Source organism: Streptomyces sp. PU-14G (assembly GCF_041028275.1).
GTDB lineage: Bacteria > Actinomycetota > Actinomycetes > Streptomycetales > Streptomycetaceae > Streptomyces.
In genome coordinates, this window is record NZ_JASKYT010000205.1 from 1 (window position 1) to 14,257 (window position 14,257).

The 14,257-nt window shown below is 73.6% G+C and carries 14 protein-coding genes; 1 reads left to right on the plus strand and 13 read right to left on the minus strand.

Features of this window, described 5'->3' with window-relative positions; genetic code table 11:
- Window positions 1–28: 28 nt before the first annotated feature.
- From AB8Z75_RS22160 to AB8Z75_RS22215, 12 genes are all read right to left on the minus strand, one after another.
- On the minus strand, window positions 29–985 hold the full coding sequence (locus AB8Z75_RS22160) for an ABC transporter permease (protein WP_369204662.1): 957 nt from the start codon (window positions 983–985) through the stop codon (window positions 29–31).
- Window positions 972–1,727, minus strand: a complete 756-nt coding sequence (locus AB8Z75_RS22165) for an ABC transporter ATP-binding protein (RefSeq protein ID WP_369204664.1) — start codon at window positions 1,725–1,727, stop codon at window positions 972–974. The genes AB8Z75_RS22160 and AB8Z75_RS22165 overlap by 14 nt, the downstream gene beginning before the upstream one ends.
- Before the next feature lie 29 nt (window positions 1,728–1,756).
- Window positions 1,757–2,878 (minus strand): aliphatic sulfonate ABC transporter substrate-binding protein, encoded by a 1,122-nt coding sequence (locus AB8Z75_RS22170; protein WP_369204666.1) that lies wholly within the window; start codon window positions 2,876–2,878, stop codon window positions 1,757–1,759.
- A gap of 237 nt (window positions 2,879–3,115) precedes the next feature.
- On the minus strand, window positions 3,116–4,471 hold the full coding sequence (locus AB8Z75_RS22175; protein ID WP_369204668.1) for a sulfate adenylyltransferase subunit 1: 1,356 nt from the start codon (window positions 4,469–4,471) through the stop codon (window positions 3,116–3,118).
- A gap of 2 nt (window positions 4,472–4,473) precedes the next feature.
- The gene (gene cysD, locus AB8Z75_RS22180; protein ID WP_369204670.1) at window positions 4,474–5,409 is read right to left on the minus strand and encodes a sulfate adenylyltransferase subunit CysD; all 936 of its coding nucleotides are present in this window, start codon (window positions 5,407–5,409) and stop codon (window positions 4,474–4,476) included.
- Entirely contained in the window at window positions 5,406–5,948 is a 543-nt protein-coding gene (gene cysC / locus AB8Z75_RS22185) for an adenylyl-sulfate kinase (RefSeq protein ID WP_369204672.1), read from the minus strand. Before cysC ends, cysD begins: the two co-directional genes overlap by 4 nt.
- Window positions 5,949–5,977: 29 nt before the next feature.
- A complete protein-coding gene (locus AB8Z75_RS22190) occupies window positions 5,978–6,694 on the minus strand; it encodes a phosphoadenylyl-sulfate reductase (protein ID WP_369204674.1) in 717 nt (238 codons plus the stop codon).
- The gene (locus AB8Z75_RS22195; protein WP_369204676.1) at window positions 6,691–6,900 is read right to left on the minus strand and encodes a hypothetical protein; all 210 of its coding nucleotides are present in this window, start codon (window positions 6,898–6,900) and stop codon (window positions 6,691–6,693) included. Before AB8Z75_RS22195 ends, AB8Z75_RS22190 begins: the two co-directional genes overlap by 4 nt.
- Window positions 6,897–8,591, minus strand: coding sequence for a nitrite/sulfite reductase (locus AB8Z75_RS22200; protein WP_369204678.1), 1,695 nt, complete (start codon window positions 8,589–8,591; stop codon window positions 6,897–6,899). Before AB8Z75_RS22200 ends, AB8Z75_RS22195 begins: the two co-directional genes overlap by 4 nt.
- A gap of 237 nt (window positions 8,592–8,828) precedes the next feature.
- The gene (locus tag AB8Z75_RS22205) at window positions 8,829–8,912 is read right to left on the minus strand and encodes a putative leader peptide (RefSeq protein WP_312000843.1); all 84 of its coding nucleotides are present in this window, start codon (window positions 8,910–8,912) and stop codon (window positions 8,829–8,831) included.
- Window positions 8,913–9,038: 126 nt separating this feature from the next.
- Window positions 9,039–9,620, minus strand: a complete 582-nt coding sequence (locus AB8Z75_RS22210; protein ID WP_369204680.1) for a GNAT family N-acetyltransferase — start codon at window positions 9,618–9,620, stop codon at window positions 9,039–9,041.
- Between the two features lie 23 nt (window positions 9,621–9,643).
- Window positions 9,644–11,512: an ABC-ATPase domain-containing protein gene (locus tag AB8Z75_RS22215; RefSeq protein ID WP_369204681.1), complete on the minus strand. Its 1,869-nt coding sequence runs from the start codon at window positions 11,510–11,512 to the stop codon at window positions 9,644–9,646.
- Window positions 11,513–11,846: 334 nt separating this feature from the next.
- Here AB8Z75_RS22215 and AB8Z75_RS22220 point away from each other — a divergent pair, with 334 nt between their 5' ends.
- Window positions 11,847–13,340 carry an MFS transporter gene (locus AB8Z75_RS22220; protein WP_369204683.1) on the plus strand — a complete coding sequence of 498 codons (1,494 nt, stop codon included), beginning with the start codon at window positions 11,847–11,849 and terminating at the stop codon, window positions 13,338–13,340.
- On the opposite strand, the gene AB8Z75_RS22225 is transcribed toward AB8Z75_RS22220, so the two are convergent.
- Entirely contained in the window at window positions 13,280–13,810 is a 531-nt protein-coding gene (locus AB8Z75_RS22225) for an SRPBCC family protein (protein ID WP_369204685.1), read from the minus strand. The two genes, AB8Z75_RS22220 and AB8Z75_RS22225, sit on opposite strands and share 61 nt — an antisense overlap.
- Between the last annotated feature and the right edge of the window lie 447 nt (window positions 13,811–14,257).

Genomic DNA, 14,257 nt, shown 5'->3' on the forward strand with positions numbered 1-14,257 from the left:
ACAGGGGTGACAGGGGTGGGGCGCGGCATCAGCGCAGCAGCCCCCTCTGGCGCAGGACGCGCCGCTCGACGGGCGCGAAGATGAGCAGTTCGATGCCGATGCCCACCAGCAGGATGAGCAGGATCGCTCCGAGCACGAGCGGCATGTCCTGGTAGGCGCGGCCGGTGTCCAGCAGCCGGCCCAGGCCCACGCCCAGCTCCGGCGAGGTCGCGATCAGTTCGGCCGCCATCAGGGACCGCCAGGAGAACGCCCAGCCCTGCTTGAGTCCCGCGATGTAGCCGGGCAGCGCGGCGGGCAGCAGCACGTGGCGGACACCGCGCAGCCCTCGCGCGCCGATCACCTTTCCCGCGCGCAGGTGCAGCGGGTCGATCCGGTCGACGCCCGCGACCAGGCCGTTGGCGATGGAGGGCACGGCGCCCAGCAGCACGACGGCGTAGATGGTGGCGTTCGTCAGCCCGAACCAGATGATCGCCGCCGGCACCCACGCCACCGAGGGCAGCGACTGGAGTCCGGACAGGATCGGTCCGATCGCCGCGCGCACCGGCCGCACCCGGGCCACCAGCAGTCCCAGCGGCGTCCCGACCAGGAGGGCGACCCCGAAGCCCAGCGCCCCGCGGGAGACGCTCTGCCAGACGACGCCGAGGATCGTGCCCTTGTACCACTCCTCGGCCAGCGCGTCCCACACCATCAGCGGGCTCGGCAGCTGGTAGTCGGGCTTGAGGCCGAGCGCGAACGCCGCCTGCCACAGCGCCAGGACCAGTACGACGGCCGCCACCGGCGGCAGCACCTTGTGCCGCAGCACCTCCCACAGCGCGGGCCGTGCCGTGGCGTGGGTGTCGAGCGCGTCGAGCCCCGCCTCCAGGCCCGCCAGGTCGCTGCCGGGCGCCGGGCTCCCGGGCGCCGCGCCGGTGGCCGCCGCGCTCCCGGTCTTCTCGCCGTCGGTCCGCGGCCCGGACGTCGTCGGCTGTGTCTCAGTGCTGGCCATGGCGGCGGATCTCCCCCCGGAGCTGTTCGGTGATCTCGACGGACAGCCCGGCCACGTCCGCGTCCTCGATACGGCGCGGGTGCGGGATGCCGACCTTCCACTCCCTGGCGACGCGTCCTGGCCGGGAGGAGAGCAGCACGACGCGCTCGGCCAGCCGTACGGCCTCGCGGACGTTGTGCGTGACGAAGAGCACGGCGACGTTCGTCTGCGACCACACGCGGGTCAGCTCCTCGTGGAGGACGTCGCGGGTGATGGCGTCCAGCGCGGCGAACGGCTCGTCCATCAGCAGCAGCCGGCTGTCCTGCGCCAGCGCGCGAGCCAGCGCCACCCGCTGCCGCATGCCACCGGACAGCTCGTGGACGCGTTTGGTGTACGCGCCGTGCAGCCGCACGAGCCGCAGCAGCCGTTCGGCCTCCTCGGGGCGGTCCGCCCTGGGCATGCCGCGCATCTTCAGGGCCAGTTCGATGTTCTTGCCCGCGGTCAGCCACGGGAAGAGCGCGTGTTCCTGGAACATCAGCGCCGGGCGTCCGCCGGGGACCTCGATCGTGCCGGCGCTGGGAGCGTCGAGGCCGGCCACGAGATTGAGCAGGGTGCTCTTGCCGCAGCCCGAGGCGCCGAGCAGGGTGACGAACTCTCCCGGCGCGACGTCGATGCTGATGTCGTCCAGTACGTGCTGCGGGCCGAACGACTTGCTCACGTGCGTGATGCGGGCGGCGGTGCCGGCCGCTGTGGTCACGGTCACTGGTTCACCTCCTTCTCGCAGGGGCGGGCTCAGGGACGGCCAAGTCCGGCGTCGGTCACGGCGGGACGGCCTGCGCTTGCGAGGACACGGTTGAGCGGGGCCAGGTCGTAGATCCCGGCCAGGTCCGGCTTGTCCAGCAGCCCTGTCGCCACCGCGTGGCCGGCCTGCTTCTTCAGCGTCCCGGCCAGCGGGTCGTCCGTCACCTCGATCCGCCGGAAGGCCGCGTCGAGCACCGTGTCGGGCAGTGGCTTGCCCGCGTCGCGCTGCAAGGCCTCGTTGATGTCCTTCTTCGCGGCGCCGGGGTGCGAGCGGATCCACGCGTTGGTCCGCACCGAGCCGCGCAGCACCGCCTCGACCACGTCGGGGTGGTCTTCGAGGAAGTCCTGGCGCACCACCAGGTTGGTGGTGACGAACTTCCCCTCCTTCCACAGCTTCTCCTCGTCGAGCAGGACCTTGCCGCCTTCCGCCACCAGCTTCGAGGCGGTCGGCTCGGGGACCCACGCGCCGTCGATGCCGCCCTGCCGGAAGGTGGTCGGGATCTCCTTGTTGTCCTGCCGCAGCACCGAGGTGGCGCCCTTGCCGGTCTCCGGGTCGACCTCGATGCCCTTGGTCTTGAGGTGGTGCAGCAGCGCCACGTCCTGGGTGTTGCCCAACTGGGGCGTGGCGAGTGTCTTGCCCTTGAGGTCGTCGAGCGAGGCCACCTTCTCCGGGTCGACGACCAGGGAGGCGCCGCCCGAGGTCGCGCCCCCGACGATGCGCAGGTTCTTCCCGCCCGACTGGACGTACCCGTTGACGGCGGGGGAGGGCCCCACCCAGGTCATGTCGACGGCCTTCGCGTTGAGCGCTTCGATGGCGGCGGGCCCGGCGTTGAAGACCTGCGTCCTCACCTTCGTGCCGCCCAGCTCCTGCGGTATCCGCCCGCCGGAGCGCAGCCCCACCAGGGGGGTGGCGTGGGTGACGTTGGGGAAGTACCCGAGCCTCACCTCGTCGAGCCCGCCGATCTTGGCACCGCCCACCGGAGCGGGGTCCCCGCTCTCGACGGCCTTCGACCCGTAGCCGCAGCCCGCCGCCAGGAGCAGTACCGGAAGGAGGGCGAGAGCGGTGGCGGCCCGGTGGGGCGCTCGTCGTGGCAGGGCTCGGATGCGGGGCACGGAAGTGTCCTCTCAAGGGGGCGGACGCGGGGCGGTGTCCGCGCGGTGTCCGGGGGTGCCGGGCCGCACGGACGGCGGACGGTGAGCGTGGCGTACGGGGGGCGTACGCACTTCACCGTGCACATCGCCCCACTCCGCCCTGACCGCTGCCGCGTGCGCCGCTGCCGATGCGGCCACCGGTCTGGTCGAAGGTGGAGAAGGCCTCTTTCGGGATGCCCATGCTTGTCAGTCCCCGCTTCAGAAGTCCCAGCCCTCGTCGTCGACGCCCGCAGCCACCGGCGTGTTCGCGTCGGCGAAGGCCTCGCCGGCCATGCCGGCGGTGAGGGTGCTGCCGTCGGCGGGGTCGATGAGGAGGAAGGAGCCGGTGCGGCGGGAGCGGGCGTAGGCGTCGAGGGGCAGGGGTTCGGCGGTGCGCAGCACGACACGGCCGATGTCGTTGGCCACCAGCTGCCCCGGCGCGGGGTGCTGGGACAGGTCGGCCAGGGTGAGACGGGAGGGGATGTCCTTCACCAGCGCCTTGACGGTGCGCGTGGCGACCCTGAGCAGGACGCGGGCGCCGGGGGTGAGGGGGGTGTCGTGGAGGTGGCAGACGGTGGCGGTCACGTCCTGGCTCGGTGTCAGGTCCGCCTCGCTGGGGGCGAGCACGTTGCCGCGGGAGATGTCGAGGTCGTCGGCGAGGCGGAGGGTGACCGACTGGGGCGCCCAGGCCGCCTCGACCGCCTGGCCGAGGGCGTCGATCGCGGCGATCGTGGAGGTCTGCCCCGAGGGGTGGACGGTGACGCGGTCGCCGACGCGCAGCACACCGGAGGCGATCTGCCCGGCGTAGCCCCGGTAGTCGGGGTGCTCGGCGGTCCGCGGCCTGATGACGTACTGGACGGGGAAGCGGGCCGCGTCGTCGGTGGGGTCGTGGGCGACCTGCACGGTCTCCAGGTGTTCGAGGACGGTGGGCCCCGAGTACCAGTCCATGTGCGCCGAGGCGTCCACGACGTTGTCGCCTTCGAGCGCGGAGATGGGGATGGCCGTCACCTCCGGCACCCCGAGCGAGGTGGCGTACGCGGAGAACGCGTCGGCGATCGCGGCGAAGACGCTCTCCTGGTAGTCGACCAGGTCCATCTTGTTGACGGCGAGGACGACGTGCGGGACGCGCAGCAGCGCGGCCACGGCGGCGTGCCGGCGGGTCTGCTCCACCACGCCGTTGCGCGCGTCCACCAGGACGACGGCCAGCTCGGCGGTGGAGGCGCCGGTGACCATGTTCCGGGTGTACTGCACGTGCCCCGGCGTGTCCGCGAGGATGAACCGCCGCTTGGGCGTGGCGAAGTAGCGGTAGGCCACGTCGATGGTGATGCCCTGCTCCCGCTCGGCGCGCAGGCCGTCGGTCAGCAGCGCCAGGTCGGGGGCTTCTTGGCCGCGCTCCCGCGAGGCGCGGGAGACGGCCTCCAACTGGTCGGTCAGCACCGACTTGGAGTCGTGCAGCAGGCGGCCCACCAGGGTCGATTTGCCGTCGTCGACGCTGCCGGCGGTGGCGAAGCGCAGCAGCGACGTCGTCGCCGTGGCCGCGGTTCCCAGCGCTTGGCTGTCCAGCGTTCCGGTCATGGTCAGAAGTAGCCTTCCCGCTTGCGGTCTTCCATCGCGGCTTCGGAGAGCTTGTCGTCGGCCCGGGTGGCTCCGCGCTCGGTCAGCCGGGAGACGGCGATCTCCGCGATCACCTTCTCGACCGTGTCCGCGTCCGAGTCGACGGCGCCCGTGCAGGACATGTCACCGACCGTGCGGTAGCGCACCAGTCGCCGCTCGACCCGTTCGCCGTCCTTGGGGCCGCCCCACTCGCCGGGCGACAGCCACATGCCGGAGCGGGAGAAGACCTCCCGCTCGTGCGCGTAGTAGATCGCCGGGAGCTCGATCTTCTCCCGCGCGATGTACTGCCACACGTCCAGCTCGGTCCAGTTCGAGAGCGGGAAGACGCGGACGTGCTCACCCGGTGCGTGCCGGCCGTTGTAGAGCTGCCACAGCTCGGGACGCTGGCGCCTGGGGTCCCAGCCGCCGAACTCGTCCCGCAGTGAGAACACCCGCTCCTTCGCGCGCGCCTTCTCCTCGTCCCGGCGGCCACCGCCGAAGACGGCGTCGAACCGGCCCGAGGAGATGGCCTCCAGCAGCGGCACGGTCTGCAGCGGGTTCCGCGTCCCGTCGGGGCGCTCGCGCAGCGTGCCCGCGTCGATGTACTCCTGCACCGAGGCCACGTGCAGCCGCAGCCCGTTCCCCGCCACCGTGCGGTCCCGGAACTCCAGCACCTCGGGGAAGTTGTGTCCCGTGTCCACGTGCAGCAGCCCGAACGGCACCGGCGCGGGCGCGAACGCCTTGAGCGCCAGGTGCAGCATCACGATCGAGTCCTTGCCGCCCGAGAACAGGATCACGGGGCGCTCGAACTCTCCCGCGACCTCGCGGAAGATGTGCACCGCCTCCGACTCCAGCGCGTCGAGATGCGAGAGCGCGAACGGGTTGTCGGTCTCCTCCGGCGCGGTCACCGCCGTCGTCATAGCAGTCCCCTCTCCCTCAGCAACGTGTGCAGCGCCGCGGCCGACTCGGCGACGCGCCGGCCGTCGGTCTCCAGCCGCAGGTCCGGGCTCTCGGGCTCCTCGTACGGGTCGTCCACGCCGGTCAGCCCGGTCAGTTCGCCGGCCGCCTGCTTCGCGTACAGGCCCTTCACGTCCCGCTGGGAGCACACCTGAAGCGACGTGGCGACGTGCACCTCGACGTACGGCGTGCCCTCGGCGGCGTGGCGCTTGGCGACGGCCTCGCGGCTGTCGGCGTACGGGGCGATGACGGGCACCAGCACCGTCACCCCGTGCGAGGCCAGCAGTTCGGCGACGAAGCCGATGCGCTGCACGTTGGTGTCCCGCTCCGCGCGGGAGAAGCCGAGTCCCGCGGAGAGGAAGGTGCGGATCTCGTCGCCGTCCAGCACCTCGACCCGCCGGCCCTCGCCGCGCAGCCGGTCGGCCAGCGCGGTGGCGATCGTCGTCTTGCCCGCGCTCGGCAGGCCGGTCAGCCACACGGTCGCGCCGCTTGCCCCGCTCATCACGCTCCCCTGCTCTTCTCGGTGTTCCGTCATCCGTGCAGCCCGCACTCGGTCTTGCCCCGCCCGGCCCAGCGGCCCGCGCGCGCGTCCTCGCCCTCCAGCACGCGGCGGGTGCAGGGCGCGCAGCCGATGGAGGCGTAGCCGTCGCTCAGCAGCGGGTTGGTCAGGACGCCGTGCTCGGCGACGTAGTCGTCCACGTCCCGCTGGCTCCAGCGGGCGATGGGCGAGACCTTGACCTTCCGGCGCTTCTCGTCCCAGCCGACGACCGGGGTTCCGGCGCGGGTCGGCGACTCGTCGCGGCGCAGCCCGGTGGCCCACGCGTCGTAGGCGCGCAGTCCCTCTTCCAGCGGCTGCACCTTGCGCAGCGCGCAGCACAGGTCGGGGTCGCGGTCGTGCAGCTGGGGGCCGTACTCGGCGTCCTGCTCGGCCACCGACTGGCGGGGGGTGAGGGTGTGGACCTCCACGTCCATGACGGCCTCGACGGCGTCGCGGGTGCCGAGGGTCTCGGGGAAGTGGTAGCCGGTGTCGAGGAAGACGACGCGGACGCCGGGGAAGACACGCGAGGCGAGATGGGCGACGACGGCGTCCTCCATGGAGGAGGTGACGCAGAAGCGCCGGCCGAAGGTGTCGGCGGCCCAGCGCAGGATGTCCAGCGCGTCGGCGTCCTCCAGATCGCGGCCCGCCTGCTCGGCCAGCGTCCTGAGCTCCTCGGCGGAGCATTGCCCAGATATGTGCGCGATGCTCATGGGGTGGGGTCCTCTCCGTGTGCCGAGCGCAGTCCGGAGGCTAGCAGCCCCAGGAACTTCAGCCGGAAGGCGCGGTTGCAGGCTGAGCACTCCCAGGCCGCTCCCTGCCCCGGGGCCGTCGCCTCCTCGCTGGGCCGCAGGTCCTCGTCGCCGCAGTAGGGGCAGTGGAACGGCGCGGCCCTCTCCCCGCCTTCGGCCGAGCTCATTTCAGGTCCCCCTCGTCGGCCCGCGCGGCCCACTGGGCGAACCGTTCGCCGTCCTCGCGCTGGTCCTGGAAGGCACGCAGCACGCGTTCGATGTAGTCGGGGAGTTGGTCGGCGGTCACCTTCAGCCCGCGCACCTTGCGGCCGAATCCCGGCTCCAGGCCCAGCGAGCCGCCCAGGTGCACCTGGTAGCCCTCGACCTGGTTGCCGTCGGCCCCGGTGAGCAGTTGCCCCTTCAGGCCGATGTCCGCGACCTGGATGCGGGCGCAGGAGTTGGGGCAGCCGTTGAGGTTGATGGTGACGGGCTCGTCGAAGTCGGGGAGGCGGCGCTCCAGTTCGTCGATGAGCCAGGAGCCGCGGCCCTTGGTCTCCACGATGGCCAGTTTGCAGAACTCGATCCCGGTGCAGGCCATCGTGCCCCGCCTGAAGGGGGAGGGCCGGGTCGTCAGGTCGAGCGCCTCCAGGCCCTCGGCCAGCGAGGCCACCTGGTCCTGCTCGACGTCCAGCACGATCATCTTCTGCTCGGCCGTGGTGCGCACCCGACCTGAGCCGTGGGCCTCGGCCAAGTCGGCGATCTTGCTGAGCGTCGTACCGTCCACGCGGCCCACGCGGGGCGCGAAGCCCAGGTAGTAGCGGCCGTCCTTCTGCTGGTGGACGCCGATGTGGTCGCGCCACTGCTGCGGAGGCTGCTCGGGCGCCGGGCCGTCGAGCAGTTTGCGCCCCAGGTACTCGTCCTCCAGCACCTGCCGGAACCGCTCCGCGCCCCAGTCGGCGAGGAGGAACTTCAGCCGGGCGCGGTTGCGCAGCCGCCGGTAGCCGTAGTCGCGGAAGATCCCCGTGACGCCCTCGTGGACGTCGGCGACCTCCTCCAGCGGCACCCACGCGCCCAGCCGCACCCCCAACTTGGGGTTGGTGGACAGCGCGCCGCCCACCCACACGTCGAAGCCGGGCCCGTGCTCGGGGTGGTGGACACCGACGAACGCCACGTCGTTGATCTCGTGCGCGACATCCAGCAGCGGCGATCCGGAGACGGCCGTCTTGAACTTGCGGGGCAGGTTCGAGTAGGCGGGGTTGCCGATGACCCTGCGCTGGATCTCCTCGATGGCCGGCGTGCCGTCGATGATCTCGTCGGCGGCGATGCCCGCGACGGGCGAGCCGAGGATGACGCGCGGCACGTCGCCGCAGGCCTCGGTGGTGGACAGCCCCACGCCTTCGAGACGCCGCCAGATCTCCGGCATGTCCTCGATGCGGATCCAGTGGAACTGGACGTTCTGCCGGTCGGTGATGTCGGCGGTGCCGCGCGCGAACTCCTGCGAGATGTCGCCGACGACGCGCAGTTGCTCGGTGGTCAGCCGGCCGCCATCGATGCGGACCCGCAGCATGAAGAACTCGTCGTCCAGCTCCTCGGGCTCCAGCACGGCGGTCTTGCCGCCGCTGATCCCCGGCTTGCGCTGGGTGTAGAGCCCCCACCAGCGCATCCGGCCGCGCAGGTCCGCGCCGTCGATGGAGGCGAAACCGCGGTGGGCGTAGATCGTCTCAATGCGTGTCCGCACATTGAGACCGTCGTCGTCCTTCTTGGTCTGCTCGTTGCCGTTCAGCGGCGTGAAGTGGCCTGCGGCCCACTGTCCTTCGCCGCGGTGGCGTCCCGCCTTGCGGCGGGCGGGGGCTGGGGGGCGCTCGGAGGTGTCGGCCATGGCTCAATCCTTCGGGCAGGGGGCGCGGGCACACGCGGGGCGGGTGCGGTCGGGTACGCGGACGGGCCGGACCAACCCGGCGCGCGGTGGCGGACCACCACGCGGGAAGCGCCCGTACGCGGGGGATGCGGCGACGCCGTCAGGAGGCTGTGCCCGCGACGGTGCGGGCGGTGGCCTGGGGCCGGCCTCAGGGAAAGGCGTCGGAAGAAAGGTGTCGAGACGGCGGTGCTGTGACTGTCAGCCCGCCGGACAGATGGCGCTGGACACGCGAACGAGGTCGACGTGACGTCGACTCACCAAGGCGATTCCAGCGCGAGACATGACGGAAGCGTCGCACGCCCGTCAGACGCCAGTCCACTGCTATCCGTATGGTGGACGAAAACTTACCGAATGATGAGACCGCCGCGGTGAGGTGTACTGCGCCCGGCCGTCGGCCCGGCGAGCGGCTCAGGCTCCCGGCCAGGGCCCCGGCGAGGGCACGTCGGGCTCGTCGGCGGTCTCGGTGCGGTAGACACGCAGGCCGCGCCGCTCGTAGTTGGCGCGGGCGTGCCGGCCGTCCCGCGAGCAGGTGTGCAGCCACACGCGGCCGGTCGCGGGACGCCCTTCCCACCGCTGCGCGAGGTCCCAGGCGCGCGCGAGCCCCACCGAGAGCAGGTGACCGCCGATACCGCGCCCGCGGAAGGCGGGGAGCAGGCCGAAGTAGCTGATCTCCACCGCGCCCTGAGCGGACTCACTCGCGCCGTCCAGTTCGATGAACCCGGCGGGCGTGCCCCGCTCGTAGGCGACCCACGTCTCGACACCCGGACGCTTCAGGAAGTGCTCCCACTGCGCGTACGTCCACGGCAGCCGGTCGACCCACGTGGTGTCCGCGCCCACCGACGCGTACAGGAACCTGTTGAACTCGGGGCTGGGGACCTCGGCGCGGGCGACGCTCACCCCGGCCGCCTCCTCGGGCACCCGCGCGGGCGTCAACTCCCGCGGCGAGTTCTGTTCCAGGTACCAGGTGGTGACGGTCACGGTCGCGCTCATGGGAGACATCCCACCACGGCGCCTCAGCGCAGCATCCGCAGCCCCCTGACCCGGTTGAGGGCCGCGGCCGTCTCGAACCTGCGCGGCACGGCGAAGTCCTCGTCCCGCACGGTCAGCAGCGGCCAGGTCGGCCCGTCCGCCAGCACCTCCTCCAGCAGGTCGAGGGCTTCCGACAGCGTGCGGCGCCCGTCCAGCATGGAGCGGCGCACCATCAGTTCGAGGGCGAGGCCGACGCCGGTGACCTGGCGCGGGTCGGCGAGCTGCTCGACGGCGCGCAGGTCCACCTCGTGGTCGCCGAAGGAGAGCACGTCCTCGCCGCGCGCTCGGATCCGGGAGCGCCCGCGCACCTCGGCGTCCAGCGAAGCCGGGTCCGGCACCCGGGCCACGACCCCGGGAAAGGCCTCCGCCTCGGCGTGGCGTCCCGTGGGCACGGCCGCGATCTGCCGGGCCCGCGCGGTGACGTCCGAGGGGCGGTAGGCGTCCATCATCACGACACGGTCGGCGACCTCCAGGTAGTCGCCCGAGCCGCCCATCACCAGCACCGTGGAGACCCCGTGGTCGCGGTGCAGGGAGCGGATGGTGTCCACCAGCGGGGTCAGCGGCTCGCGTTCCTTGGCCACCAGCGCCTGCATCCGCGCGTCCCGGATCATCAGGTTCGTCGCGGCGGTGTCCTCGTCGATCAGCAGCACCCGCGCGCCCGCCTCGACGGCCTCGCACAGCGACGCGGCCTGCGAGGTCGACCCCGAGGCGTTCTCGGTGGAGAAGTCGGAGGTGTCCGAGCCGTCCGGCAGGTGGTCGACGAAGGCGTGCACGTCGACCCGCTCCACGCGGCGGCCGTCCTCGGCGCGCAGCTTCACCGTCTCACTTCGCGAGACGACCAGTTCGCGTCCGTCGCCCGGCACGTGGTCCCAGATCCCGGTCTCCAGCCCCCGCAGCAGCGTCGACTTCCCGTGGAAGCCGCCGCCGACGACGAGATTCACCCCCTCGGGCACACCCATGCCCGTGACGGCGCCCGCATGCGGCAGCTCCACCGTCACCCGCAACTCCTCGGGCGCGGCGAACGGCACCACACCGCCGCCCGCCGCCGGGCGGTCGTCGACCCCGCTGCGGCGCGGCAGCACGGCGCCGTCGGCCACGAAACCGACCAGACCGAGCCCCGCCAGCGCCTCCCGCAGCGCCACCGAGTCCTCGACGGTCTCCACGAAGCGCCGCACAGCCCCGGCGTCCAACGCCTCGTACACCAGCGTGCGTTCGGCCGCGCGCGGCAACACCTGGCACAGCAGCCGCTCGGCCTCGAACCCGTCGATGCGCCGCCCGTGGCCCGGCAGCGCGACGCCCAGCCGCAGGACGACCGAGCCGTCGTCCCCGCTGACCGTGCACGAGCTGCGCTCCAGCACCTCCTGGCCGCCCGCGTCCACCCGCAGCGCCTTCTCCCCGCGCACCGCCCGCGCGGCTCCGCGCGCCAGATACGAGGCGAGCGCCCGCCGCCGCGTCGGCGTCGCCCACAACTCCGCGGGCAGCCCGGCCTGCCCGCCGGGCACGTGGACGGCGACCCGCGCGGGCGGCGCGTACGGGTCGGCCTGGCCGCGCACCAGCTCCAGCACCTGGCCGCCGGGCAGCTCCCACCGCCCGGTCAGGCTCTTGTACCGCCCGTACTGCGCACCCTCCAGCCCCCGCAGTTCGGCGGCGAGCCCGGTGCGCGGCGTCCGCGCGCGCCCCTCTGCGTACCCGGGCGCCCCGGCGGCCCCGGCGTGCTCCCGTGGCGGCCCGCCGCGCCCGCGCGGGCGGCCCCCGCGCGGACCGCCGTGGCCGCCTCCGTAACCGCCGCCGCGCCCGTACGGCCGCCCGCCGCCGCGTCGCCGGCCCTCAGCGCCACCGAACTCCTCGCGCACGCCGCTCGCCGCCTTCCTGTCCCTGTCGTCGGATCCGCTCGCTCCCGACCGCCGTGCCGGTCGCCCGGGCCGTCGTGACGGGCCGGCCGCCGGGGCCGGTGGGGCCCGCCGAAGGCCGGTGGGGCCGACGATACGGGCCGGGGGCGAGTGCCTCGAAACGCCGCCCGGGGGACGCCGAACCGCCCACCGCTCCGTCCTGGCACCGCCCCGGCTCCGTCCCGGCATCGCTCCGACACCGCCCCGGCACATCCCCAGAAGGGGTCACATTCTCCCACTCGCCCTATTCCTGGCGGAAAGCTCCATATTCTCTCTTCCGAGGGGAGAAGGGGGGACCATGTCCGCGCTCCGCTGGGCCGCTGCTCTCGGTAACGCCGACTGGCACCTGTGCGCGCCCTTGCTCGTCGCCCTCGCCGCCGCCTGGCACACCGACATCGCCACCGTCACGACCGGAATCGCCGCCTACTCGCTCGGCCAGGGCCTCGCGCTGCCCCTGTGGGGGTGGCTGGCCGACCGGTACGGACCCGGGCACAGCCTGCGCACCGGACTGGCCGTCGCGGCAGCCGCCTCCGTGGGCTCCGCGCTGTGTCCGGGGCCCGGCTGGTGGGTCGCGCTGCGCACCGCGGCGGGAGCGGGCTTCGCCACCGTCACCCCGTCCGTGTCCCTGTACTACGAGTCGCTGCGCTCCGCCCCCACCAGGCAACGGGCGTTCGCGACGCTCACCACCGTGACAGCGGCGAGCGCCATCGCCTCGCCCGTGCTGGCGGACACGGTGCTGCGCATCGGCTCGTGGCGGCCCGCCTTCGCCGTCATCGCCGTCCTCACCGCGGTGACGATCTGGCGCCTCGGCGACACCCGCTCCCGCCCCACGCCCGCGCACGGCGGCCGGCGCCGGGCGGACAGCTTGGCCCCCTCGCCCACCGCGGACGGGGCGCGGGGGCGCACACGGGCGGCGGACGACGGTCCGCGGGTCCGGGACGAGACGGCGGCCGGTCCCCGGGTCCCGGACGAGGCGGCGGCCGGTCCCCGGGCCCGGGACAAGGCGGCGGCCGGTCCCCGGGCCCGGGACGAGACGGCGGCCGGTCCCCGGGCCCGGGACGAGACGGCGGCCGGTCCCCGGGTCCCGGACGAGACGGCGGCCGATCCGCCCGCCCCGGCTCCGGACGAGTGGCCGCCCCGCACCGGCTCCGCGGCGCGGACCTGCGCCGCGTACGGGACCGTACTCGGTCTCGGCGCGGCCGAAGGAGCCGTCCTGCTCGGGCTCCCGGCCCTCCTCGCGCCCGCCCTCGCCACCGCGGGCGAGGAGACGTCGACCTCCGCCGTACTGGTCACCTACGCCGTCGGCGTCCTCGCCGGCACCCTCGTCCTGCGCCGCCACGCCAGGGTGTGGAGCCCCAAGCGGCTGCTGGGCACCGGCGGTTCGCTCGCGATGACCGGCGCCTCCCTCGCCGCCGTCCTCCCCGGCACGGCCGTACTGATGCTGTGCGCCGCGCTGCTGGGCGTCGCCTGGAGCTACCTGCACACCACCCTCCAGACCTGGCTGCCCCGCCTCCTGCCGCCCCCGGTCCGGGCCCGCGCCGCGTCCCTGTTCTCGGCCGCCGCCATACTGGCCAGCTCCGCGACGGTCGCCGCCACCACGTCCCTCCTCCAGGACGGCCGGCACAGCGCGGTCTTCGCCACGGGCGCCGCCCTGTGCGCCGCGCTCACCTGCTGGACGCTCCTGGTGGCCCGCCGCTGGCCCGGGCCAGCGGCTCAGCCCGGACCAGGGCCTCAGCCCGGGTCGCCGCCCTCGGGGATGGGCGCCCCCGAGGGCATGCCGGAGGCCACGTAGGCGTCGTAGCGGGCCTGCCAGTCGCCGGTCGGGCCGCGGTGCGAGCCCGAGGGGGAACCGCCGGTGAGGAGAGCGTCCAGTTCCTCCAGGCAGATCTCCCAGCCCGCGGCGTTGCGGGCCGCGGCGCCGCGCTCCTCCAGCACGTCGGTGAGAGCGAGCAGGCAGCCCTCGCCGCGCGGCCCGAGCTCGAAGAGCAGCTCGTCGTCGCCCCAGGTGTACCCCAGGCGCCGCGGTGGATCGAATTCCAGCACGGTGCCGGAGGTGTCGCCCGCGTAGGGGTCGCCGGCGAACTCCACCCGGCCACCCACGTGCGGTTGCAGGTCCACCGTCGGCGAGGGGAACCACGCCGCCAGGCTGCCCGGCTCCGTCAGCGCCCGCCACACCTGCTCGACCGGCACCCCGAAAGGGCGCTCCAACCGCACCGCCGGCAGCCCGTCCCGCTCCACGAAGATGCCCAGCTCCACGTTCATGGCCTCATGCCCTCATGCCCTCATCGCCTCGCGCCCTCGCGCCCTCGCGCCCTCGCGCCCACGTGCTCCCCTCGTCCCTCGTGCTCTCTTTCCCTCGTGCCGGTCGCCGGTGACCGGCACGAGGGAAAGAGAGCACGAGGGACGGGGGGGGGGGGGGGGGGGGGGGGGGGGGGGGGGGGGGGGGGGTCCGGCGACGCGTGATCCGGCCCCGCACCGCGGACGAGCAGTACGAACACTGGTACAACGGGCGTCAGTCCGGAGCCTCGGTACCGTCGACGCCGGCACTCCGAGGTCGCCGGTTGACCGCGCTGCAGAAGGAGTCCCGTGCCAGACGTATCGATCCGCCTCGCGCACCTCGCCGACCGCCCTGTCGTGGAGCGGCTGTGGCTGATGTTCAGCCCCGACACGTCGCGGGTCGACGGTCGGCTTCCCCACGCCGACGGGACC